This window comes from Streptomyces sp. NPDC048604, assembly GCF_043199435.1.
Classification (GTDB): Bacteria; Actinomycetota; Actinomycetes; order Streptomycetales; family Streptomycetaceae; genus Streptomyces.
The window spans coordinates 34,704-58,787 of record NZ_JBICVX010000026.1; the positions used below are offsets into that span (position 1 = coordinate 34,704).

Consider the following 24,084-nt stretch of genomic DNA (forward strand, 5'->3'; position numbering starts at 1 on the left):
CCGCGGTCACACCGACCGCCGACGGCGAGTTCGGGCCCCCTCACCGAAGCCGCCGTACGCGCCTTCCAGACCCGGCACAGCCTCCAGGCCGACGGGGTCGGCCCCCGGACCTGGAACGCCCTCCTCGCCGGCGCCCGGTCCGGGAAGCGCACCGTGCCGCGTCCCGCCACGTACATGCTGAAGTTCATCAAGAACTGGAACGATCCGCAGAACTCACAGCTGGCTCTCCTGCGGGACGGCAAGGAGGTCGTCAGTTACCGCGCGGGCTCCGGCAAGGACTTCGACAGGAACGAGTGCTCCAGCGGCGCGGGGTGGCTCCCCGGCGGGCCGTATCGGATCGCTGGGCACATGACCGACCGCGGTGCCGATGCCAGGCCGTGGAACGAGCCCGCGGTGCAGGGCTACGTCATCCAGCTCGCCGACAAGGTCTGCATGCCCGTGTCCGGCCAGAAGGCGGTCAACCGCACCGAGCTGTTCATCCACAGCGAGACGAAGGCCGACGGCACACAGGGCTTCAGCATCTTCGAGGACGACAGCCTGCGGCGTTGGGAGGATGAGCGTGACGACAAGTCCTCCGGTTGCATCAAGCTCCACCCGGACCGCCCGGACCACATCAAGGACCTGTTCCGCCACCTCGACCGGGCCGGCCGGCCGACGAACCTCACCCTCGACGTCGGCTGACACCACCGATCCGGGAGACCTGAACGTCTCGTGGCCCCCGACGCCTGTGCGCCGGGGCCACTGCCTTTGCCGGCGAGTGTCCTGCGGCCCGAGGACTCGCTCATCCTCGAGGCCGTGAACGGTCTGGGAGGGCTCGTCCCTGCAGCAGCGTGCGCCGACGGAGACTCGGACGGTGTGGGGGCCGGGAGGATCTGCAGGAGTAGTCCATACGTAGAGGAGGATCGATTCATCCCTGCGCCGAACGTGCGGCAGGGGGAGGTCGGCGTCGGCCGGTGGGGCATGGAGGGGTTCAGCACACCACCTGACGTGAGAGGTCGAGATGAGACGCCTTCCCATCCCCACCCTGGTAGCCGCCGCAGCACTTGCCGCAAGCGGGACCACCCTCGCAGTTACCCAGGAGGGCTCTGTCGGACCGGCGGTGAAGAAGCCGGCACAGATGGCCCCCCACAACGAGTACAGGAGCGATTCGGTGCGCGTACTCCCGGGGACCTACCAGTTTCGTGTAGCGATGTGTCCGACGGGAGAGGTACCGACGGGAGGCGGCTGGGAGTTCAGCGGAGACAACTTCTACGTTCACGACAACAGGCGCGACAGCACCGGAAGGGGCTGGGTCGTCCAAGCCAAGAACACCGGCGTCGATACCCAAGCCACCCTTGTGGCGACGGTGATGTGCACCCCTCAGTAGGGACCTGGTCCCAGTCCGCGCAGGCCAGGGGATCTTTGGGTGGTGACCGCCGCAGTCGTTCGTCGGGCCTGCCTTTCGGGAGGCGTCGGCGGGCCCGGCGAGCCTTCGTCCCCATCGGGTGTTGATCCGGTCCAGCACGGGCTCCGGGCGCAGCCGGTTCTCGCGGCCGGAGTCGAGGGAGAGCTGGGTTCCGGGACTTCGTCGGTGGCGTGGAGGTCTTCGGCGGTGTTACTTGAAGAAGCGGAAGACCTGTCGAGGCGAGTCGGAGAAGCATTGCAGCTGCGAGACGAACGCCCACTCCTTGTGGTCGGCCTCGGGCGCTCCGAGGCAGAGGTCTGGCCTTTGGTTCTTGGGTAGGAAGCGCAGGTGGTCGGGTCTGAGGCGGAACCCGCCTCCGTGGAGGTTGACTTTCTCGAGACGGAACTGCTCGGCCTCGGTCAGCTCTTGCGTGCCGCAGTACCCGATGACCACGGCCATTCCGTCCTGTATGGATGCGCCGTGAACGCCCAGGCATCGCCGCGCTTCGTGTTGTCTGCCAGGAAAGATGATCCGGTAGGTGCCGTTGCCCGTTTCTTTCAGGGTCACGCTGTCGCTTGGGCTTGTGGTGCACGGCGTGAGGAAGAGGCCGATGGCTTTGACTTCCTCCGATTCCTCTCGTCGTTCTACTACGCATCGGCCGTCTGCGGTGCGCATGCGGTACGTGCCCGGCTCGAGCAAGGGCTGGGGAGAGGGAGTCTGGGAGGACGGCGAGGAGGAGGCGGACTTCGACGGCGACGGCGTCGTCCGGGGCCCGGTCGCCGATGGCGAGCGCCTGTTGCTGTCGTCATGGGTGTTCGCCCACAGCGCGAGCGTGCCGAGCGTGAGGGCGGCGGCTGTGGCCGCCCCTGCGATCAGTAAGACTCGCCTGCGCCGCGCGGGGCGTGCTGTGAGGGGAAGTTGTGCCTGGCTCGGGATGCGGGAACGCTCACGCTCGTCGGCCGAGTCTTCGGCGGGCGACGTCGGCGAACTGCTGTCGTCCGAGGTCTCGGTTGCGTTCTCCGGGTCGATTGGTCGCCCGGTGGTGGTGGGTGGGGCGGGCAGGGGTTCGCAGGCGACGGCCAGGCGCCTGCGTGCGGCGAGCCAGATCTCGACGCTGTCGGCGTCGCCGCCGCAGGCGCGGACGTAGGCGGCGACGAATTCCTCGCGGGGTAACTCCGTGCGGTTGAGGACCCCGGAGACGGTGGCACGGGGCAGTGATCCGCCGTCGGCGACAGCGCGCCGTTCCAGGTCCCGCAGGCTCAGGCCCGCCCAGCGCCGCAACCGTCGCAGCATGACGATGAACTCGGCTTGCGTCGTGACCGACTGCGGCTGAGGTGCCGGTTCCATGACCACTCCTGCTCATTCATGAGGCGAACGACTCAGTCTCGCGATCTTCGGGCGCCCGGCACACCGGATTCACCGCCTCCACATCACACCGGACGCCACCTCTTGGCACCGGCGGGCTCATTCGGCGCAGCGCCGGCACGGTGACTGTTCCGCTCTGCCGCTGCCTCGGCCCGCTTCTCGCGGAGTGTCCGAGGGACGGTACGCAACGACGCAGACGGGAGCGGACTGCGATCTGCGGGCCGTCATGCACCGCCGGACATGGCCGCTGACCAGGCCGGACATGCCCGGACCGTTCCGGACGCCGAATCTGTTGCCCGGCGGCAGGAGAGCCCGCGACGCTTCTTTCATTCCCGTCCCGCCCCCTACGCGGCGTGCCTGTCGTGTGTCAGCGCCGCGGCCGCCGCCTGCCTGCGGCCGTCGGCCGGCGGGGTCCTTCAAGTCGATCGAGGAGATCTCCGATGAGCGTTCCGTTCCCTACGAACCACCCACGGGCGGCCCTTCCGTGGTTGTGCCGGGCCCGGCGCCGGTGGCCGAGCTCGTGGCGTGTGGCGTTCGTGGCTTTCGTGGCCGCGTTGGGCTTCGTGCTGGCCGGCCCCTCCGCTGTGGCGGTGGCCGATGCCCCGCCGCCTGTGGCGGGCGGTTCCTCTTCCGGCAAGCCGCGTCCCTGGGACTGGCTGAACTGGAAGATGCACGAGGCCCTGAGCAAGGACGCGATCCACCCTCACGACAAGAACTTCTTCTGGAAGAACGTCGTTCAGGTCACTGGCGAAGGCGTCGTCAACCTGATGAGGGGCGGGGAGAAGGGCAAGGAAGGCCCCAGTGTCAGGAGCGCGGCTACCGAGGCCGTCCGAGGCTTCAACGAGGTCAGGATGCGTATGAAGAAGACGCCGAAGGGGGCCAGGAAGGAGGTGACGGCCGCCTCGGACAAGATCCACGAAGAGAGGACGAAGGCCGACCGTGCCAAGACCCCCAAGGCGCGGATGAAGGCGGAGAAGAACGTCGAATCGGCGCGGGCCTGGTACAAGGAGGCCGCCACGAATCTCTCCGAGGTCAAGAAGATCAAGCCCCGGGACACCGAGGCCGAGATCAAGAAGGCCGACACCAGGATCCGGAACCTGGAGGAGAAGATCGCGAAACTGGAAGAGAAGAAGGCGGGGGCCGGGCGGAAGCGCGAGCAGAACAGGGTGCAGCGGCACATCGACGAGGCGCGCAAGCGGCTCACGGAAGCCGAGGAGCACCGCGCGCGGCTGGAGGACGGTCCGGACGGTCCGGACGACACGGGCGGGACGCGGCCGGTGAAGCCCGGCCCGAAGAACCCGTCGCAAGGACCGGGAAGCACCCACGCAACGCCCCCGACGACGCCCCTGATCAGCAACACGACGAAGAACCCGCCGACCGCCACGGGGAACCCGCCGGCCACCACCGCCACGAAGACCCTGCCGAAGACACGTGCAGCCACCGGCGTGAAGCTGCCCAGGCTGGTGAACACGCCGGGCAGGGCCAATGCCCGCGGCGTCGCCGCCGAGGCCGTGGGCGACGTGGTCGGCCTGGCCATCGCCGACTACTCCGAACGCAAGAACCGCGAACTGCTCGACAAGGCCCTCGGTGATCCCGCGCTGCGCAAGCGTCTGATCGACGAGCACACCGAGTACCACCGGATGAACCCGTTCGAGCAGATGGCCTGGCCCGTCACCGGCAAGGAGTTCACCGAAGGAGAGCTCCACGCCAACGCTCCCAAGCTGGTCGAGGTCGAGAAGACCCTCGACACGGTGAAGAAGAAGGCGGACCGCTCCAACGCGGACCCGGCGTACCGGCAGGCGCGGGTCGAGTGCGGCGGCTACGACACCTGTGTCACCGAACGCACCCGCAAGCTCCGCGAGAAGAACCGCAAGGACGTCGCCGAGTCCACCCGCAAGGCCCGCAAGTCCAACGCGGACCCGGCGTACCGGCAGGCGCGGGTCGAGTGCGGCGGCTACGACACGTGTGTCACCGAACGCACCCGCAAGCTGCGTGAGGAGAACCGCAAGGCGATCGCCGAGTCCACCCGCAAGGCCCGCGAGTCCAACGCCGATCCGGCCTACCGGCGGGCGCGGGTCGAGTGCGGCGGCTACGACACGTGCGTGACCGAGCGCACCCGCAAGCTGAGGGCCGAGCAGGCGAAGGACCACGCCGGCAAGAGCAAGCGGGACCGCGACGACCACCGGGCGCAGCACTCCGGCAAGACGTCAGACGGCAAGAACGCGGTCACCACGCGCGGCCGCGGTGACCGGAGCGACCGCGGAGCGCACAAGGACGCCAAGGCAGGCCCCGCGAAGAGCAAGCACGAGAACCGCGCAGTCTGAACTCTCGAGGCAGCCGCTCGCCGCGTCGGCTACCGCCACCTCACCGCAACGCCACTGCCGGGACCATCGCCGTCCAAGCCTTCGCATACGACGACGGCCCGCCAGCCCCGGCTGGGGCGGGCGGGCCGATTCGGGTCCCGGGCCCAACTGGCGCGGGTACCGTCCTGATTGCGACGTCAGAACGGAGACCATCATGGACCACGACGCTGACAACGGCACCGGAACGTTCGGGCAGAGAGTTCGCCAAGCTCGCGAGCGAAAGGGCCAGTCCCGACCTGTCCTTGCCGGCCTGGTCGGCCGGTCGACGGAGTGGGTCAAGGCGATCGAGACCGACCGGCTCCACATGCCCCGCCTTCCCCTGCTGCTCCGCCTCGCCGACGCGCTCGGCGTCGACGACCTCGCCGACCTCACCGGGGACGAGCGGCTGTCGGCCGCGACGTACACGAAGGCCGCGCACCCCTCGCTCCTGCGGGTGAAGGAGGCACTGACCGACTACCGGCTCGCCGGACGCGACGAGGAACCGCCGACAGCGGACGCGCTCGCGGCCCGGGTACGCCTCGCCTGGCAGCTCTGGCACGGCTCCGGCGACCACCGCAGCCGCGTCGCCGACGTGCTGCCGGCGCTGCTCGACGATCTGCGGTACGCGTCCCGTGTCCTCGAGGGGGCCGACCGGCGCTGCGCGCTGGGGCTGTTGGCGCAGGCGTACCACCTGGCCCAGCTGTACTTGTCGTTCCAGCCCGCGCAGGAGCTGGTGATGCTGACCGGCGACCGGTCCATGACGGCTGCGCAGGACGCGGACAGCCCGCGCGCCATCGCGGGGGCCGCCTGGTACATGAACCATGTCTTTCGCGACGCTGGCGAGCGGCACGAGGCCCGGGTGGATCTGGCGATGCGCGCGGCCGAGCTGCTGGACGCCGAGCGCGGCCCGGAGGACATCGCCCGCATCGGGCTGTTGCACCTGGCGGCGGCGCTGTCGTACGCGAAGGTGGGGCAGCGCGGGAACGCGGAGCGGCATTGGGACCGCGCGGACGAGGAAGCGCGGCGTCTCGGCGACGGCTACAGCCACCCGTGGCTGATCTTCGGACGGGGCATGGTGGACGCCTACGCCATCACCATGAACGCCGACCTGATCCGCGCTAGCGCGGCCGTGGACGTCGCGGCGAGCGTCGACCTCGGGCCGATGCCGTCGTCCACGCGGCGCAGTTTCCACATCATCGAGACGGCCCGCGCCTACATCCTCCAGGGCGAGAACGTCGCCGTGGTCCACCTGCTCCAGCGCGCGTACGAGACCTCGCCTGAGACCGCGAGGTACAACATCTTCGCGCGGTCGACCGCCCTGGAGCTCGCGGAGAGCGGCGGGGCGGTCATCCGAGACGACGCCCGCGGCTTGGCCCGCCAACTCGGCGTTGCCGCCTGAGAGGTACAGGTCGTACCCGTCCGGGAGGGGGCAGCGGTTGTACCCGCTGCCTCCTTCCGTCGTCTCTACCGTCGGTGAATCGACCGATGACCGACGACGTAAGGGGCTGCTCGATGACGCGCAGCACACCGCCCACCCCGCCCGGCGGCGGATGCCTGGTGGACGCTTCCGTGATCACGAGCACCGGCTCACGCCCGCGCAGCGCGACGGCCGGTCGTGCTGCTGGTGCTCCGCGTGGGCGTCCCCCGACCATCCGGTGCCGATGCTCCGGGGAGCCGCCCGGTTACACGCCTGTGCGACCTGCGCCGGCCTCTACGGCGTGCCGGAGGCGGGCCGATGACGACCGCGCCGCTGCCCGGCACGAAGTACGAGTTCGTCGAGCACCGGCTCGAAGGCCGCCTGGTGGTCGACCCCGACGGGCGTATGGGCATCCTTGCGGCCGTCGTCCTCGTCCGCGACCGGCAGTCAGGCCGGGAGATCTCCCGTACCGCGCACGTGCGGCCCACGGACGGCTCGGGCGTCGAGTGGACCACCGCCAAGCCTGAGGCGCTGCGTCCAGGCGCGCCGATTACCCCGAACACGGCCCCGAAGTCGTCGGCTTGGGCGGGGGCAGACCCCTATGACGTGGGCCCCTCGCCCTCGCCCCTCCTGTAGACCGGCGGATGTTGACCGTCACGCTATTGCCGCCGCGGGCGCTGAACGCGGCGTCGCCGATTACTCCGGCCGCGGTCGCGGTCGGCGGGTGACCGGTCGGCCCGAGGGTGTCGACGTCCTCCGTCACGGCTCACCCCCGGCCCCGCCGTCATCTCCCCGGCTCGGCGGGGCCGGCTCGCGCCGCGGTTACCGCCGGACGGTGGGTGTGCCGATGTTGGTCCAGTGGGTGTCGTGGCCGGTCCACTGGTAGACGGCGCGGCCGTCGGGGCTGAGGCCGTAGAGGTGTTTGGCGTCGACGGTGAAGGTCTTGCCGGGGCCGCCCGTCAGGGACCAGGTGCGGGCGGTGGGGTTGTAGGTGTAGATGTTGCCGGTGTGGGGGTTGGTGGCGAACAGGCCGGCGCCGCCGCCGTACAGGGTGCCTGCCGGGCCGCCGACCTTGACCCAGTGGGTGCCGTGTCCGGTCCACTGGTAGACGCCCTTGCCGTCGGGGCTGATGCCGTACAGGTGCTTGGTGTCGGTGGCGAAGGTCTTGCCGGGGCCGCCGGTGAGGGACCAGCTGTTGCTGGTGGGGTGGTAGCGGTAGAGGTTGCCGTTGTTCGGGTTGGTGGCGAACAGGCCTGCGGGGCCGCCGTGGAGGGTGCGGGTGTGGTCCCAGATCTTGGTCCAGCGTCCGGGCGTGCCGGTCCATCGGTGGATGCCGGAGCCGTCGGGGCTCAGGCCGTACAGGCGCTGGGCGTCCATGACGAACGTCTTGCCCGGGCCGCCGATCTGGGTCCAGGTGCGGCGCGTGGGGTGGTAGCGGTGGATGTTGCCGGTGTGGGGGTTCGTCGCGAAGAGGCCGGCGCCGCCGCCGTACAGGTGTCGTGCCGGCCCGCCGACCTTGCGCCAGGTGGTGCCGCGGCCGGTCCACTGGTAGACGCCGTGTCCGTCGGCGGAGCGGGCGTAGAGCCGGTTGTGGGCGGCGACGATGGTCGACAGCCGCAGCGCCTTGCCCTGCGTGGTGCGGGCCGGCGCCGGCCGCGGCTTCGGCGTGGGCGTGGTGGTGAGGGGACCCCGCGCCGGTGCCGGCGGTGCCTTCTTGGCGGGTGCCGGCCGCGCCTGCGGCGTCTTGGGCGCCTTCGCCGGTTTGGGCATGTTCGCCGGCTTGGGCGCCTTCGCGGCTGGGGGTGCGGTGTCGGTGACGTTCTTGTACCGAAGGGCCGTGTATGTGGAGGTGGGGTGGCCGGACAGCGTGGCCGCACGGATGCTGCCGGTGGCCTTGTTGGCGGGGCGGCCGGTCCGGCTCTCCTGGTAGTACGTGAACGTGCCCTTGGTCTTGTCGGTCCAGGCTCCGAACAGGATCACGTGGGCGGGTGAGTTGAGGATGTCGCCGGGCTCGAGTTCTTTGACGGCGATCCGGCGTGCGCGGTTCGGCAGGGTGTGGGTGGTGTCGCTGGCCGGCAGCTGCCAGGCCATGGAGACGAAACCGGAGCAGTCCTGCCGATACGGCCCGCCCGTCGCCTTGTCGGGCCACCAGCTGCTCTGGCTGTAGGGGACTCCCTGGTCCACCCAGGCCTGGGCGCGCTTGATGATCTGCTCGCGGGTGACCGGGCCGCCGGGCCGGGCATGGCCGCCGAGCGTCCCGGTCGAGAGGTTCTGCGCGGCGGCGGGTGTGACGGTGTCGGGCCTGTCGGCCTCGGCCCCGGACTGTGGAGCGGTGACGCCGGCGGCCACGACGCCGCCGAGCGTCAGGGCCACTCCCAGGGCAGCGAGCGTACGAATTTGAGACAACGGAACCCCCGTCGGTGGACTGGAGAGATCAAGGCGTGTTCTGTGGCGCCAGGCACCGGCGCACTGGCCGGGCCGGGGTCTGGCGCCGTTTGTTCGCCCAAGCTGCTCCCGGCGGGAGTTGACCGAGAGGGCCGGACAAGGAAGGCGCAGCTCACACAGCGATCAGACGACGGACAACGGGGGTTGTCCGCGGACAACCGCGAAGGGGGTCGGGCGTGGCCGGAGGGGGACGTCCGCAAGGGGCTCCGAAGGGAGCGACGGACGCGGCCAACGCGCTTGCGCAGTTCCTGAGGGAGCTGACCGACGGCATGGGCGTCAGGGAGATGGCCGACCGCTACGAGGGAGGCAAGACGCTGTGGGGCGAGTACCGCTCCGGCGCACGGATCGTCCCGCTCGGACGCCTCAACGCCGTCGTCAAGGACCGGGTACGGGACGCCCGCGGCCGCGAGGCGATGCTGGCCAGGGCACGCCGCCTGCACGAGGAGGCGCTGACGGCCGAGGCAGAGGGACGGCCCGCCCCTGGTCTGGATGAGGCGCTGCGCCAGGCCGAGAAGGACGTTGACCAGATGGGTCGCCTGGTCACGCTGCTCCTCGCCAAGATCGACACGCTGGAGCGTGCGGCGCTGACGTCCGTGTCGGCGTCCGGCGAGGAGACGGCGGACCCGGTCTCCGTCCGGCAGCTGGATGAGCTGCGACGCCGGGTGTCCGAGGCACAGCAGATCGAACAGGCCGCCCGCAGGGCTTACGAGGACGCCCGGGCCGCCGCCCGGGTCGGCAGCAACGCAGACGACGGGTCCGGGACCGGCGAGCATCTGGTCGTCGATCTGGTCCGACTCCACGACAGCGTGACCCGCCATCAGGACGCCCTCGCGCAGTGGCAGGACGACAGCGTGGACACCAGCCCCCTTGCCGCCGCCGGCTCACCTTCCTCACCGGCAATGGGGCCCGGCGACGACGAGGAAACCGACGTCGTCACTGAGCACCAGGGCACGGACCCTTCCTCGCCTCCGCCCGCGCCCCTTGGCGCACCCGCGGACCGCCAACCCCGCGGTGAAACGGCTGCCCCGCAGGCAGACCCCGAAGGCGCCCCGGTCGACGGCCTGCCGGAGACTCCACCGGGTGCTGCGGCAGGCCACTTCATCACCGCGGACAGCGCCGAGCCCGACCCGACGCCCACCGCACCCGCCGCGGACATGGCCGGTGCAGGCGACGGCGACCCCTCGCCCGCTGATCTCCCCGACAGCGGCGACACGCAGGAGGCGGACCTCCGGACCGACGCCGAGACCGACGCCGACGCCGAGACCGAGACCGAGACCGAGGCTGGGGCTGGGGCCGGGGCTCAGGAGCGTTCCTTGCGCGTGCGGTTCGCCGCTCCCGCGGTCATGCTCCTCGTGGCTGCCTCCCTGATCGGCGGAATCGTGATCGGCGTCGCCCAGGTCAGCGACGACAGCGGACCCGACCAGTCGCTCAAGCTCCCCTCGGCGTCCCCCCGCCCAGAGCGTGGACCCGATCTGCCCGGCACCAAAACGTCCAGCCCACCCGCCGACAGCACCGCCGACACCTCCGCACCCCCGACGCCGCGCATCTCACCCGCCCCGTCGGGCAGCCGAAGTACCGCCTCGACCTCCCGCCGGCAGGTCGGCACGGTCTACGCGGTGACCCCCGACCGGCAGAAGGTCATGCGCTGGAGCGCGGGGGAGGGGTGGACGGTCGTCGGAGGCATCGCGGGCAAGGTGTACGCCGGACCCGCGGGCGTGTTCGCCACCAACCCCCACAGCGGCGACATCTACGCCCGCAACCAGGCCGGTGCCTGGAGATGGATCGGCTCCCCGGGAGCCCAGTTCCTCGTCAACGGCAGCAACCTCTACGCGCTGAAGCCGGGCAAGGACGCCGTGATGCACTGGACCGGCGACGGCGCCCGCTGGGACAACATCGGCGGCCCGGCGAACGAGCTGTACGCGGGCGGAGCCGGCCTGTTCGCCACCTTCCCGGACAAGAACAACGACCTCTACCGCTACGCCGGCCCCGGCCTAGGCTGGACCGTCGCGGGAGGTCCCGGATCGGAGTTCGCCATCGGCCCCGACTACATCGCCGGCCTCGCCCCCGACCGCAGCCAGATCTGGATGGCCGACGCAGGCGGATCGGGATGGCACAAGATCAGCGGCCCCGCCGGACACGTCTACGCAGGCGGTGCAGGCCTGTTCGCCACCGACCCGGACAACGGACAACTCCTGAAGTACACCGGAACACCCCACTCCTGGACTCCCGTCGGCGAAGCCGGCACCGCCCACGAAGTCGACGACCGCTCGGTCTACCGGATCGCCAAGAAGACCGGCGCCGTCGAACGGTGGACCGGCGGGACCAGGTGGACCGCGCTCGGCAGAACGGCCGGCGACATCGACACGAACTGATCGAGGCAGGCAGTGACGCCGGCAATCAAACCCATGCCGTGACCGCAGCACGGCCCGAAGGCTGATGCGGTCACGGACACCTTTGCCATCCCACTGAGCCCACGACGCACGCCCTGGCCGTCAGCCCCCAGCCTTCCGCGGTCCAGCCATCGACCGTCTCGGACCGTGGCACCGTCTCGGGCACGACGATGCGGCGGATCCTCGGATCCGCCGCACCATGATCACCGGTCTGAACGAGCCGCGAGGACTACGCCCTGAAGTCTCTGGGCCCCCTTCTACGTCAGCCCCACCAGTCGACCGCCTTGTACACGAGGTGCGCGGCCGCGAAGCAGCCCGGCCGATCCACCTTCGGTGCGACGCCCTGCGGCGTGTCGGGCGCGCACAGGCCGTTCAGGTCCTCGCGGAAGCGCTTGTCGACCGCGCTCTTGGGGGAGCCGTCGAACAGGCCCGGAACACCGCCTCGGAAGCCGTCCTCGTTGAGGATCTCGCGGTAGTTGCGGTAGCCGAAGTCGTGACGGACGCACGCGGGCCGGAAGTCGATACCCGCGTACTTCAGGCGGTCCTTGATGGCGTTGCAGCCGTTGGCGCCCCAGTTGAACCCGTAGATGTCGGGCTCGCCCTTCTCCAGGACGGCCTCGCGGGCCCGGTTGAACTCTCCCAGGCCTCCCTGCAGGAGCTCCTCCACCCGCTTCAGCTTCTCCGGCACCGTCATGAACCCGGCGCCGGTGTTCCGCCACGCGTTGTCGTCGCTGATGTAGCGGTGAACCGCGGACCGGTCCGGCGACACGCCGAACAGGCGTCGCCCGACCGCGAAGTCGGCGCCCGGCCCGCCCACGACCGTCCAGGACAGACCGCTGTGCCTGGAGATGTCTCCCGTGCCGGGGTCGATCCGGAACAGCCCCGCCCGGCCGGCGAGGATGCGCTGAGCGGGACCGCCGACAGGCCGCCATTCACCGACCTTGGCCTTCGGCCATGTCTGGGCGCCGGCGGGCAGCTTGACGGTCAGCGCCCAGACCGCGGAGCGGTCCGGGGCCAGCCCGTACAGCTCCTGCGTCCCCACGGCGAACTCGGCGCCCGGATCGCCGACGCGCTTCCACTGGCCGGTCTGCTGGTCGTACTGGTGGATGCTGCCGTCGCTCTGCGAGGTCGCGAACAGTCCCGCGCCTCCGGCGTACAGGGTCTGCCAGGGCCCGCCGATCGGCGTCCAGTCCGTGCCCCGGCCCGTCCAGACGCTCACGGTGGAGCGGTCGGCCGACAGCCGGTAGACGTTGCCCCTGCTCGTGACGACCTGTGCCCCCGGGTCGCCCATGGGCGACCAGTTGCCCGGAGCGGCGCGGTTGACCGTGCCCTCGTAGCGGTAGAGCTGGCCGTCCGCCGCGGAGACGGCCATGACGGTGTCCCGGTTTACGATCCGGGCCGCCAGGTTGCAGTTGTCGGTGGACGAGTCGGCCTTGTCCTGCTCGCCGTCCTTGAAGATCTGGCTGCGGTCCGCTTCCGGGTTCTGACCCAGGCTCGAGTAGCAGTCGATGCCGGAGTAGAGGACGGTCGTCGGCCCGCCGATCTTCAGCCAGCCGCCCCGGGTCCACTCGTACACCGCAGAGCGATCCTCGGACAGTGCGTACGCCGACGACCCTGTCACGACCAGCTGCCCGGTCTTGCCGGCCGAGCCTGTCGCACTGGCCGCCGCCACCGTGTCGGTCTTGGAGACGTTGAGCGGGTTCTCCGCCTTCTTTCCCCCGGACCCCGCCCACGCCAGGCCGCCGACAGCAGCCGCAGCGACGAGTGACAGCCCCACCACGTGGGCCGTCACACGACGCGCACCGCTACGACGGCGCCTCCACCTCAACTTCATCTCCGTGCCTCCAATCGAGACGAACCGACTGGAGAACACACTTGCCAGAACCGGAGATGTCCGGCGTCCGGCAGCCAGAAACAGCAGGCCACCGAGTGGACAAGCCCACTTGTCCGCGGACACGAAGGAGGAATGAGCAGGCACGTGTCTTGAGGCGGCGCGCTGCCGGCCCTTCCTGGATGGGTTTCATCGTCTCTGTGTGCGGCATCGAGTTGGTCGTGCGAAGAAACGTGCAGAACGGCTGTTACGTGGCCTGGTCAGGCGATTGGCGGAGTGCGCCGGGCGGCGCCCCGGGTGGTGCGCCGGAGCTCGTAAGGGCTTGCTGTTGATCATTGAACGGGTGGGTGTAGCTGTCAGTGGATGTCAGGGCCACGCCTGTCGCATATGCGTGCCTTATGAACCCGACAGTTACGGAAATGTCCGCACCTGGTAACGCGGCTCGGCGGGCGTGTCGACGCGGCCGGGCGAGGCTGCAGAGTTTGGGTCCTCGGCCCGCACCGGACCGGGACCCGCACCGCTCTCACCAGCCGGAACCGGCTGGTGGGGCACTGCTCTTGAGGAGACATCACTTGTCTGCTTCTTCGACCGCCCGCCGTCTCGCCGCCACCGTCCTCGCGGCCGGCGCCATGGTCTCGATCGTCGCTCTGCCGGCCTCTGCCCACGACGGCGACCGCCACCGGCACCCGCGGGTGGAGATCAGCCGCGTCCAGGCGGACAGCCCCGGGCGTGACACCCGTTCGAACCGGTCGCTGAACGCCGAGTGGGTCGAGATCACCAACAACTCCCGCCACGCGGTCAACCTGCGGGGCTGGACCCTGCGCGACGACGACGGCCACCGCTACCGCTTCGACGACTACCGGCTCGCCGGCCGTGCCACCGTCCGGATCCACACCGGCGAGGGCCGCGACACCCGCCACGACCTGTTCCAGGACCGGCGTAACTACGTCTGGGACAACGACCGCGACAAGGCCACTCTGCGCGACGACCGCGGCCGGGTCGTCGACACCGAGTCCTGGGGCAACCGCCACCGCCACCACCGCGACCACCACTGACCGCAACGCCGGCCCTGCCATCAACTCCTCGGCGGACAGCAGGCCGGGCCGCCACCTCCTGAGATCCGCGTGACCCGCGCACCCGGCCCGTCGGCGGCGTCCGCCGACGGGCCGGGTGCGGCAGCTCAGGGAATGCGGGTCAGGGCCCGGAGGTGAACCACTGAGACGGCGGCTGTGGCGGTCGCGCTGCGCGGTTCTTGCAACCGCTGCTCCTTGGCCGCCGTCTGCGTCACGTCGCCTTGGGTGTGGCGTGGGTCAGCAGCCCTTGGAGCCGCCGGGGCTCTTCTTGTCGTCGACCTCGATGGGGTACCCGAGGAAGCGCACGTCGAGCAGCCTCGCCCCGGCCGTGTAGGTGGTCCGGGGACTGACCTCGTTGCAGGAGATGGAGGTGGTGAGGGACTTGGTGCCCTTCCAGTTGTTCAGCTGCACCTTGCCGTCGGCGATGTAGGTGCTGCCGCCGAGCCACGTGGGCCGGCGCAGTGTGACGGTCAGGACGATGGTGTGCCGCTTCTTGCAGGTGACGGTGGTGCGCGCGTAGAGGCGTCCGTTCTGCACGAAGGGCCGTTCCACCGTGAAGGGGCAGTCGTACTTGGTGGTGGCCGCGCTCTTCTTCCGCGCCGTCGTGCTGGGGCGGGACTCGCTGCTCTTGTTCTGTGCCGTCGTGTCGAGGCGGGACTCGCTGGCGGCGTTCGCCACGGCGGTGCTCCGGCCCGGACCGCTGTCCGCGCCGTTGAACACGCTCACTCCCGTGGCCACGCCGAGCGTGGTCGCGAGGGCTGCGGCGACCACCAGGGGCCGGGACGCTCGGGCTCGTGTGAGGTGCATGCCGATGCTCCTGCTTGTTGAGGGAATGTACGGGGAGCGCCTTGTGAACCGGACCGGATGAGCGAGGGGTCCGGTGTTCGGCGCGCTTGCCCGCGGTCGTCGACACCACCGGGCGGCGGGGCCGGCCCGGCAGCGAGTGGCGGCGCCTTCGACGGGGGCGCCGTCGGTCGGTGCGGGGCGGCGGATGAAGCGTCGCCCGGCCGTGGGGGACTGGGCAACGCTTTGCGGCGGACGGGACAGTCCGGGGCTGTCTGTGCTGGTCAGTGGCGGTGTCAGCGCATTGTCGACTGCCGTCGCCGAGGGGCGTTTCAGCGGCGGACGGCCCCGGACTGTCCCGGACTTCTGCAGGCCTGGCCAGACACCTTCATGCCGGATGAGCTTCCTTCTCGAGCCGTGAACTACGCGGCCGGCGAAGGAGGTTGTGATGGCACAGCACGCGCTGGCGAGGTCCGGCCGGAAGGCCCGTGTGCCGGGGTGGTCGGGAGCTTCGGTCTCCCACAGGCGCCCGCGGGCCCGGACCTTTCGGCCGGGCGGTGAGGGGGTGTGGTGGGCTCTTCCGTTCCTGACGGTGCTGTTCGCGCTGTTCGTCCTTCTCGGCGCCGGCCTGACTGTGAAGGGAGCGGACGAGCCCCCGCCTTCCGCTGCGTCGCCGGCGCGGCTCGTGCCCCGGCGTCCCGCGAGCCCCCAGCCGTCTCAGGTCCGGCCCGCGCCCCCGGGGCAGCCGGTGAAGAAACCGGTGACGCCGTCCGCGCCCCGACCCGGCCGGGACACGGCTAGGCCGACCGGAGTGAAGACGGTTCCTCTGCGGCCGGGCGACACCCTCTACGCCCTGGCGGGACGTCACGGCACGACCATCGAAACCCTCCAGAGGCTGAACCGCCTGGGCGCCTCGACCCTCATCTACGCCGGCGACACGCTGCGCGTGCCGTCAGCGCCAAGCACAGCCCGCGACGCCCGGGCCGCTGCCTTGGACCGGCCCGCGCCCAAGAAGCCCGGCACGTCGGGCACGAAGCGGCCGGCGAAGGGCGGCGCGGCGGCGGTCGCTTTCGCCCGGGCGCAGCTGGGCAAGCCCTACGTCCGGGGCGGCACGGGCCGCGCGGGTTCGACTGCTCGGGCCTGGTGACGCGCGCGTGGCAGAAGGCCGGGGTGCTGCTGCCGCGCACCACCTGGGGCCAGATCGAGGCGGGTACGGCCACCACGCGCGGCGACCTGGCTCCCGGCGATCTGGTGATCACCCGCGGCGGTGGCCACGTCCAGCTCTACATCGGCGACGGCAAGGTCATCCACGCCCCGCGTACCGGCCTCACCATCACCGTCGCACCGCTCGCCGCTCCCTCCGACGTGGTTGGCTACCGCCACATCACCGCATAGGGCCGGTCTCGCCGCCCCCGCGGCCTCAGCGTGCTCGTCCGGGGGATCTGCCGGTAGGGGGCCGTGTCTGTGGATGGGCGACGGGGTTGGGCGGTTCATGCGCAGATTGCTTTCGCTCGCCGTCGTCGGCGTCCTTCTGGATATCGGGTCGGGCGTCTTCGTCGGCCCGGCGCAGGCCGCCGGAGGCTGCTACGTCACAGTTTCCTCCGCCACGATCCGGTCCGGACCGGCCGCCGATTCCGCGGCGCTCGGCGTCGCCTACCGCGGCGCCTGGTGCGCGGAGAAGGACTGGGCCCGCGGCTGGACCAAGCTCACCGTGACCAGCGGCCGAGCGAAGGGCAAGACGGGCTGGGTCCGGGACGACCTGGTGCACACCGAGGCCGAGGACGTCCGCACCTGCATCCCCGAGGACGTCGCCTGCCACGACGACTGAGACGGCGCGGCGTGGCGCGCCTCCCTCCCTGCCGTATTCGAACAGAAGTATGATTCTGTTCGTGAGCGAGACACCCTCTTTCCCCGCTGACCTGATCGACGCGCAGCTCCGTCTGCACATCGCCAGGGCGGAGCACTCGGCGTTGTGCCGGACGCTGCCGTGGTCGGTGGAGCCGCTGCCCGGGTGGCCCGGCGAGGAGCACCCGCACACCGGCATCGTCACCGGCGGGCGCGAGGACAGCACCGGCTACACCGAGGAGCAGGCCGCGCAGGAACAGCGGCTGTGGGCGCTGGTGCGGGAGCTGTCGATCGAGGTGTCCACGCACCCGTTCTGGAGCACCCGGCAGGGCGAGGCGCTCGTGGCGGCCCGGATGGCACTGAAGCAGCATCCCGACGCCGTACGCGCGGCCGGCGAGGCCGCGTAGCGGGGGCGGTTGTCGTGCTGTCGACATCCGAGCGTCTGGCCAGGCACCGCGTGCTGCGCGAGTGGCTCGCCTACCAGCTCGCCCTCGCCGACCGGACGATCCGCGACCTGGAGGCTCAGGAAGCCGAGGAGAAGCGGCGCCGGGAGGTGGCCCGCACGGAGACGTCCTTCACGATCCAGCCGGCCCGCGCGGTGGAGGGGCACCCGGTCCTGCACCGCGGGGCGTGCGAGGTCTACCGCGCCGGCTACAGCCTCCTGGACCGCGAGGGCGTCGCCGCCGCGTTCCAGGACAGCCCCGACCTGGAGATGTGCGACGTCTGCCGGCCGTGGGGGAGCCTCGGCATCGACAAGCCGCTCCCGGGCACGCGGGCGGCTGCGGACCCGTACGAGCCGGCCTAGGCCGACCGCCTGGGCGTCTTTGGGCGGCGGTGCTTGGCCGCCTGCCACGTGAAATGGGTGACGGAGCGCCTCTCCCGACCGGCACACTATGCGCCGTGACTCCTGATGTTCGCGGGCTGGAGCAGCTCGAAGGCGCAGTCCTGGACGACAACGCCTCGCTCGCGTCGGCACTCCGGCGCTGCCTCATGCTCGGCGGCTACGCTCACCACGAGGAGCTGCGGACCTGGGCCCTTAAAGAACTAGTGGGGTACGCGGACACTGACGTGCCGGACTACCGAAAGGTCCCTGCCGCCCTCGAAGTGATCCTCGACCACCACATGGGCGGCGGCCTCTTGAGGAACGACGTCCAGCGGATCAGCCACATCATGCTCCCCCAGCACGCCCGGGACCGTGGGATCGGTGAGAGTGCCCCGATCACGTACGGCGTCAAGGAACTGGAGGCCCTCGTCGCCCACTCGGACAAGCGCGTGCACCTCGCGCCGCCCGGGTCAGCCGAGTACGCCTTGCTGATGACTGCGGAGCAGCTCAAGGCTGGCAACTCTGGTACGCAGATCAAGGCGCTGCACTGGAACGTGGCCGTTGCCAGCATCGAAGGCGTCCTCGACCACGTCAGAACACGACTCACCCAATTCGTCGCGGAAGTGAGAGCCGCTATGCCCCCTGGCCAGCAGGACCCCAACCCCTCCCAGATCGGCGATGCTGCCGAGAGAGCTTTCAATATCACTGCAGGCGACAACGCCACCGTGAACATCAACGCACCCAAAGCACTCGCGGACAACGGCGGAACGGCGAGCGCGAACATCAATGATCCCGTCCCGCCTGCGCAGCCTGTGACGCCGCAGCCCTTCTGGCACCGAACTTCCGTGCTCTGGACCGCCGGAGGCACCATCGCCACGACCCTCACAGCGGTCATTGCCTGGATGGCCTTGAAGTAGAACGAGAGCAGCAGATCGCGTTCCGGGAGTGTCGCGTCGCCGGCCGTCTCGCCGCGGCGCTCGCGTGCGGCCTGTACGGACTGTTCCAGCGCCGCCATGGGGTCGACGACACGGCCGCCCGCCTTGGGAGCCTCGGCGGCGGGCATCAGGACGCGGTGTTCGGACTTAGCTTCGATCACCTCGACCAGGGCGTCCCGGTACCGGTCGACGACGCCGGCCGGTCGACCGAACCGGGGGCCAGCAATACGTAGCGCCTCGGTGCCCGCACCCTGCCATGCTGCACGGTGCGCTGATGGGGCGCGGGAAGAGCGGAGGATCAGTGCCTACGGGACCTGGGGTGCTGGAGACGATCCTGATCGCGCTGGCCACGGCGTTGGTCACCACGGTGGGAACGGGGTGGCTGGTGATGCCCCGGCTGGAAGCGAGGAAGCGCCGGATCATGGACGCCCACCAGGCCCGGGACAAGTTCCTGGCGACGATGCTCAGGATCGTCTCGGCCGCAGCCCGATTGCAGGCGTTCGCGGAGCCGGCCGCCAGCGACCCGGCGTGCACTGCTGTGATGCGCGAGCGGATCACGGCTGAGCGAGCCCGATGGGTGAATCAGCTCGACGAAGGGACGGCGTGGATGGTCGACAACCTGGAGACCTACGCGCCGACCTGGCCCACGGAGCACCTGCGCGGACTCATCGCCCTGTACGTGTCCCACGCCCGTGCGGTCATGATTTCCGAGCGGTCGGACGACAGGAAGGCGCAGCGCCTGACGGAACTCACCACGCCCGTATGGGAGGTCTTCGGCTCGCGAGGCTGGCAGAGCAACCCCCTGCGCATGGCTCGAGCGAGTCAGCAGTTGGAGGCGATCGTCGGGGAGATCGCTGCCGAGGCGGACCAGCAGAACGCCGCTGTGAATGCTGCTGCCTGATCACCGGTCTCTGGGAGCAGGACGGCGCTTCCAGGACGGAGTGAACTCGGATTGGGTGCCGGAGTGCTCCGGCATGATGATCCAGACATAGCGGTTGAAGATGGCGAGGTGCGTGCTGATGCGACTGGAATCGGGCCGTGAGTGGATCGTCGGCGAGCCCATCGGTGAGGGTGGCTTCGGTGCCGTCTACGCGGCGCGGGACGCCGACGGCTCGCCCGCCGCCGTGAAGCTCATTCCGAAGCGGCCCGGTGCCGAACGGGAGCTGCTGTTCACCAAACTCGACGGCGTGCGCAACGTGGTTCCGATCCTCGACAACGGCGAGCACGAGGACCACTGGGTACTCGTCATGCCACGCGCGGAGAAGTCCCTACGGGCACACCTGCAGCAGCACGGAACCCTCCCCCTGGCCGAGGCCGTACGCGTCCTGACGGACATCGCCGAGAGCCTGACCGACCTCGACGGCCAGGTCGTGCACCGTGACCTCAAGCCGGAGAACGTCCTGCTCCTTGACGGCCGCTGGTGCCTGGCCGACTTCGGCATCGCCCGCTACGCCGAAGCAGCCACCGCCCAGCAGACCTACAAGTTCGCCGGCACCCTTGCCTACATGGCACCGGAGCGCTGGAAGAACGATCGGGCCACAAGTGCGAGCGACATTTACGCCCTGGGTGTCCTCGCCTACGAACTCTTGGAGGCCACCACGCCCTTCACCGGACCGTATGAGCACGACTACCGGGACCAGCACCTGCACGGAACCCCACCACCGCTGACCACCGCACCGGCTCTCCTGGCCGCGCTGATCACCGAATGCCTCTACCGTGCTCCTCAAGGCCGCCCCGCGGCTGGCAACGTGCTGGAGCGACTGAGCCGCATCCCTACCGCGTCCTTGTCGGGTGGGCTGGCCGCATTGGCCGAGGCGAACCGGGCCGAAGCCGCACGCCGCGCCGAAGCCGACCGCCAGGCGTCAGCGGAAGCCACCGAAGCCGAGCGGCGCCGGGACCTCCTGGAAGCCGCCCGCACATCGCTCAGCCTCATCTCGGAACAGCTCCTGACGACGATCACGAACATCGTCTCCACAGCCCAGGTACGCATGGGCAACCAGGGAGGCTGGACCGTCCGGCTGGCCAACGCCCAGCTCACCTTCACCGGCGTCAAGGAGACCGACCCCAGCGTCTGGAACACCGGGAGGACGCAACCGTTCGACGTGATCGCTCACGCGGTCATCCGACTCAAGATCCCGCCGAACTCGATCGGCTACGAGGGGCGTAGCCACTCCCTTTGGTACGCCGACGCCAAGACGACCGAGCAGTACCAGTGGTTCGAGACCGCTTTCTTTAAGCCGCAGAGCTCAGTGATGTCAGCGATGGACCCGTTCGCTCTCAACCCCCACTATGAAGCCCGCGACGCGCTCGGCCCTCGCCCGCTCACGCACCAGGCGGCCTGGCCCTTCACGCCCCTTGCGATTGGTGAACTGGACGAGTTCATCGACCGATGGGCGAACTGGCTGGCCATGGCAGCCAGCGGGAAGCTGGGACTCCCCAGCAACATGCCTGAGCGAGACCCTCAAGGATCCTGGAGGAAGGCATGAGCTCCCGCCTGCTCGGGGCGGGCTCCGTCGTTCTCGAGGTCAGGCCCAGTCGAGTCCGAGGCCAGCCAAGGTGGCGAGCTTGTCGGGGCTGAGCTTGGCCCGCCGGGTCTTGCTGTTGCTCAGGAACACGCCGAGTTTGACCTCGGTGCCGTCGTCGAGCCGTTCGACGTGGGTCCTGGGGACGGTCAGTGTGCCCGTGCGGGCCTTGTACTGCGCCAGGGCCGTAATGCCTCGCTTGAAGGCGCTCGAAGGGGCTGTGGACGGCTCCGCGGGCGCCCCGGGCTCCGGGGCGTGGGGGAGGACGCCGATGGCCTCCAGACGCCCACGCTGACCCTCCGCCAGCGCCGCCCAGACCTCGGGCTTGCGTTGCCGGGTGAGCCACTTGCCGATGTCCATGCCGTGCACGGTGACGCCGGGTTCGACGTACGCGAGGATCGTCTCTTCCGCGAGCATTTCCCGGACCACGGCGTAGTGCCGCTGCCACTGGGCCGGCCATGACGGGTTCCAGTCGTCGTCGATCTCCCGCAGCGCCGCCTCCCATTCCGGCTTGCCGTCCAGGGCGCCGGGGCGGCGCAGGTTCGCGAGCCACTGCCCGATCGGCTTGTCCAGCGCGGAGGCCGTCCGCGGGGCGCACAGCGTCCAGTGTTCCTCGTAGTACACCCGGGCCGCGGCCAGGTTCTCCTGGAACCGCTCGTCCGCCACGCTCCAGACCATGCCCAGCTTCTCCAGCCGGCCCGCGCGCGCACCGGTCATCTGCCCCGCCCCGAACGCCCGTCGCTGCTCGGCGACCCAGCTCCCGAGCGGGAACGCACCCTCCTTGTGCTCGTACGGCACCCGCGCGTGCCCCTCACGCTCCGTGAACGCCTTCAGCTTCGCCCAGCCGCGCGCCCAGTCCTGCCGCTCGGTGTCGATCACGTTGAAGGACACCCAGTCCGCGACCATCACCGGGTCCCGGGGGGCGGCGAAACGAAGCAGCAGACGGTGCTCGTCCTCGCCTTCCTCGGGCGGAGGGCCGATGTACTCGGACGGCTGCGCGACGCCCTTCTGAGGCTCCTGCGGGACCGCCAGCAATTCCACGGCCTCTTCATCGTGAGCCCGCAGACCCTCCAATACCTTCACCAAGGGCCGGTACGACCCCGAGGTGAACATGTCCTCCGGTTGTTCCCCGGGCTGAAGGAACACCGGCACGATCAATGAGGCAAGTTTTCCCTCTCCCGGCTTTTGACGGAGAGCCCGTCCGATGGCCTGGACGATGTCATGCGGCGCACCCTTGGGGTCCAAAAGGGCAACACTGTCCACCGCCCGAATATCGACACCTTCCCCCAAAATACGACAATTCGAAAGCACTGCCCGCCGTGCCGTCGTACCGAAGCCGCCCAGGACCTCCCGCCGGCGCTCCGGGACGTGCTCGCCGCACAGCCAGTCCGCCCAGACGCGCTCGGGGTATGCCTCGGGCCGGTCGGCGTGCAGCTTCGCCGCGACCCGCTGAAGCCCCTCCGCGTACGCCTGTGCCTCCATCGTCCGGTGGTGGAAGGTGATGCACGTCGACAGGTCGTGCTGCGCCATCGTGTGCAGGAGCGCGGCCTGGAGCGCCCCGAGGCGCTCCCCGCGGACCTCCTCGGAGTGCCGGTCCTCGCCCCTCAGCCGCTCCGGCGTGACCACCGGATCCTTCAGCTCCAGGACGATGATCTGGTACCGCGCAAGCAACCCGCGCGACACCGCCGACGCGAGCGAGAGCTTGTACAGAACGGGCCCGAACACCGCCTCGTCATCCATCGAAGCCGCCATCTCACGCGGCAGCGCGTCACGCACCCCCTCCGCGACCTCCCAGTGCGCCGGCCGCTCCTGCCAGATCCGCGGCGTCGCCGTCAGATACAGCCGCCGGAACGCCGGGACAACGCTCTGGTCGTGGATGCCCGCCCACGCCTTACCCATCGACCCGGACGTCCGGTGCGCCTCATCGACCACCGCCAGGTCCACCGGGGCCAGCTGCTGCCCGTAGGCGCCGGCGAACGCCTCCGCCAGGACGGGCAGAGACGCGTAGGTGGCGAAGATGGTCACCGGCCCCGCACCATGCCACAAAGCCAGCTGCACCGGGTTCGTCGTGGCACGGACCCGCACGCTCCACAGCTCCGGATCGTCCTGGAGCGAGCACACCGCAACCGCCGGCCCCCTGTGCCCCGCGTCATGCCACGCCTTCACCGTCTGCGCCAGGAGATCCAGCGTCGGCACCAGAACGAGAACGCGGCCCCTCGGAACAATCCGCTTCGCGGCCGCCGCCGCAATGATGGTCTTTCCCGTTCCGCACGCGGCGTGCACCTGCCCCCGCAGGCCATCGAATGGAATACCGCCTGGCGGAACATCGAGACCACGAACAATGGCGTCCACGGCCTCAATCTGGTGTTCACGCAGTTTCACGGCCATTCCCGCTTTCTCCCTTTCGTGGAATGCCAGCAATCAGAAATGAGGTGATCGAGAGGCCAGGAGTGGTGGCGTCTGATCCCAGACTCTACACAGGCAGACACAGTGATGCATCACTCTCGCTACAGGCTCGCCCCGGAGACTGATACTTGGTGAACCTAGCTCCGACGCGCGGCCGTTCGCTAGGGTGACGGGGCATCAGCGAACGTGAGCGGCAGGTTTCGAAGCCGAGTGGGAGCATGGCGGAGCCATCGGCACGGCGAGGCCGACACCCCGTCAGGCGACGGCCCGTCACTCTCGTTTCGGCACAGGCCGGCCCTACCTTCGGCCGCATTAATTCAAACCTCCCACCAGCCCAGACACCCCGCATCCCCTAGCCGCTCCGGCGGAGCCGGGTAGGCGAGAGCGCAGCGAACGCCCCCAACTCCCGCGAAGCGGGAGTTGATTCACTCCCGGATTGGAGCGCAGCGGAAATCCGGGGATTGCCTCCGAAGGAGGCAATCAAGAAACCCGCGAAGCGGGTTACAGAATTCGCGAAGCGAAT

General features: G+C 69.9%; 19 protein-coding genes and 1 pseudogene. 15 read left to right on the plus strand and 5 right to left on the minus strand.

Annotated features, from left to right (window positions below; all coding sequences use genetic code 11):
* Positions 1–27: 27 nt before the first annotated feature.
* Both ACGFMM_RS34470 and ACGFMM_RS34475 read left to right on the plus strand, forming a co-directional pair.
* Positions 28–111, plus strand: a pseudogene (locus tag ACGFMM_RS34470) (peptidoglycan-binding protein); the annotation flags it as partial.
* A gap of 42 nt (positions 112–153) precedes the next feature.
* Positions 154–681 (plus strand): hypothetical protein, encoded by a 528-nt coding sequence (locus ACGFMM_RS34475; protein WP_393650455.1) that lies wholly within the window; start codon positions 154–156, stop codon positions 679–681.
* 913 nt (positions 682–1,594) lie between these two features.
* On the opposite strand, the gene ACGFMM_RS34480 is transcribed toward ACGFMM_RS34475, so the two are convergent.
* Positions 1,595–2,731 (minus strand): helix-turn-helix domain-containing protein, encoded by a 1,137-nt coding sequence (locus tag ACGFMM_RS34480; protein ID WP_393650456.1) that lies wholly within the window; start codon positions 2,729–2,731, stop codon positions 1,595–1,597.
* Positions 2,732–3,276: 545 nt separating this feature from the next.
* On the opposite strand from ACGFMM_RS34480, the gene ACGFMM_RS34485 reads away from it, so the two are divergent.
* The 3 genes from ACGFMM_RS34485 (at position 3,277) to ACGFMM_RS34495 (ending at position 7,144) form a co-directional block, all read left to right on the plus strand.
* Positions 3,277–5,073: a hypothetical protein gene (locus ACGFMM_RS34485; RefSeq protein WP_393650457.1), complete on the plus strand. Its 1,797-nt coding sequence runs from the start codon at positions 3,277–3,279 to the stop codon at positions 5,071–5,073.
* A 193-nt stretch (positions 5,074–5,266) separates the two neighbouring features.
* Positions 5,267–6,490 carry a helix-turn-helix domain-containing protein gene (locus ACGFMM_RS34490; RefSeq protein ID WP_393650458.1) on the plus strand — a complete coding sequence of 408 codons (1,224 nt, stop codon included), beginning with the start codon at positions 5,267–5,269 and terminating at the stop codon, positions 6,488–6,490.
* 336 nt (positions 6,491–6,826) lie between these two features.
* Positions 6,827–7,144 (plus strand): hypothetical protein, encoded by a 318-nt coding sequence (locus ACGFMM_RS34495; RefSeq protein ID WP_393650459.1) that lies wholly within the window; start codon positions 6,827–6,829, stop codon positions 7,142–7,144.
* A gap of 186 nt (positions 7,145–7,330) precedes the next feature.
* On the opposite strand, the gene ACGFMM_RS34500 is transcribed toward ACGFMM_RS34495, so the two are convergent.
* Positions 7,331–8,881, minus strand: coding sequence for a hypothetical protein (locus ACGFMM_RS34500; RefSeq protein WP_393650460.1), 1,551 nt, complete (start codon positions 8,879–8,881; stop codon positions 7,331–7,333).
* A gap of 248 nt (positions 8,882–9,129) precedes the next feature.
* Here ACGFMM_RS34500 and ACGFMM_RS34505 point away from each other — a divergent pair, with 248 nt between their 5' ends.
* Positions 9,130–11,325, plus strand: coding sequence for a hypothetical protein (locus ACGFMM_RS34505; RefSeq protein WP_393650461.1), 2,196 nt, complete (start codon positions 9,130–9,132; stop codon positions 11,323–11,325).
* A 280-nt stretch (positions 11,326–11,605) separates the two neighbouring features.
* Here ACGFMM_RS34505 and ACGFMM_RS34510 read toward each other — a convergent pair whose 3' ends face one another.
* Positions 11,606–13,135, minus strand: a complete 1,530-nt coding sequence (locus ACGFMM_RS34510; RefSeq protein ID WP_393650462.1) for a phospholipase A2 — start codon at positions 13,133–13,135, stop codon at positions 11,606–11,608.
* Positions 13,136–13,803: 668 nt separating this feature from the next.
* Between ACGFMM_RS34510 and ACGFMM_RS34515 the strand changes: the two genes are divergently transcribed.
* Entirely contained in the window at positions 13,804–14,229 is a 426-nt protein-coding gene (locus ACGFMM_RS34515; RefSeq protein ID WP_393650473.1) for a lamin tail domain-containing protein, read from the plus strand.
* A 255-nt stretch (positions 14,230–14,484) separates the two neighbouring features.
* Here the strand turns inward: ACGFMM_RS34515 and ACGFMM_RS34520 are convergent, their stop codons facing one another.
* The gene (locus ACGFMM_RS34520; RefSeq protein ID WP_393650463.1) at positions 14,485–15,054 is read right to left on the minus strand and encodes a hypothetical protein; all 570 of its coding nucleotides are present in this window, start codon (positions 15,052–15,054) and stop codon (positions 14,485–14,487) included.
* 787 nt (positions 15,055–15,841) lie between these two features.
* Between ACGFMM_RS34520 and ACGFMM_RS34525 the strand changes: the two genes are divergently transcribed.
* From ACGFMM_RS34525 to ACGFMM_RS34560, 8 genes are all read left to right on the plus strand, one after another.
* Positions 15,842–16,177 (plus strand): LysM peptidoglycan-binding domain-containing protein, encoded by a 336-nt coding sequence (locus ACGFMM_RS34525; RefSeq protein WP_393650464.1) that lies wholly within the window; start codon positions 15,842–15,844, stop codon positions 16,175–16,177.
* The gene (locus tag ACGFMM_RS34530; protein ID WP_393650465.1) at positions 16,174–16,425 is read left to right on the plus strand and encodes a C40 family peptidase; all 252 of its coding nucleotides are present in this window, start codon (positions 16,174–16,176) and stop codon (positions 16,423–16,425) included. The genes ACGFMM_RS34525 and ACGFMM_RS34530 overlap by 4 nt, the downstream gene beginning before the upstream one ends.
* 97 nt (positions 16,426–16,522) lie before the next feature.
* The gene (locus tag ACGFMM_RS34535) at positions 16,523–16,858 is read left to right on the plus strand and encodes a hypothetical protein (RefSeq protein ID WP_393650466.1); all 336 of its coding nucleotides are present in this window, start codon (positions 16,523–16,525) and stop codon (positions 16,856–16,858) included.
* Positions 16,859–16,919: 61 nt separating this feature from the next.
* Positions 16,920–17,282 (plus strand): hypothetical protein, encoded by a 363-nt coding sequence (locus tag ACGFMM_RS34540; RefSeq protein ID WP_393650467.1) that lies wholly within the window; start codon positions 16,920–16,922, stop codon positions 17,280–17,282.
* A gap of 14 nt (positions 17,283–17,296) precedes the next feature.
* Positions 17,297–17,680 (plus strand): DUF6233 domain-containing protein, encoded by a 384-nt coding sequence (locus tag ACGFMM_RS34545; protein ID WP_393650468.1) that lies wholly within the window; start codon positions 17,297–17,299, stop codon positions 17,678–17,680.
* Between the two features lie 95 nt (positions 17,681–17,775).
* A complete protein-coding gene (locus ACGFMM_RS34550) occupies positions 17,776–18,615 on the plus strand; it encodes a hypothetical protein (protein WP_393650469.1) in 840 nt (279 codons plus the stop codon).
* Between the two features lie 337 nt (positions 18,616–18,952).
* Positions 18,953–19,534: a hypothetical protein gene (locus ACGFMM_RS34555; protein ID WP_393650470.1), complete on the plus strand. Its 582-nt coding sequence runs from the start codon at positions 18,953–18,955 to the stop codon at positions 19,532–19,534.
* A 118-nt stretch (positions 19,535–19,652) separates the two neighbouring features.
* A complete protein-coding gene (locus ACGFMM_RS34560; RefSeq protein WP_393650474.1) occupies positions 19,653–21,119 on the plus strand; it encodes a serine/threonine-protein kinase in 1,467 nt (488 codons plus the stop codon).
* A 39-nt stretch (positions 21,120–21,158) separates the two neighbouring features.
* On the opposite strand, the gene ACGFMM_RS34565 is transcribed toward ACGFMM_RS34560, so the two are convergent.
* Entirely contained in the window at positions 21,159–23,543 is a 2,385-nt protein-coding gene (locus ACGFMM_RS34565) for a Helicase associated domain protein (protein WP_393650471.1), read from the minus strand.
* Positions 23,544–24,084: the final 541 nt, after the last annotated feature.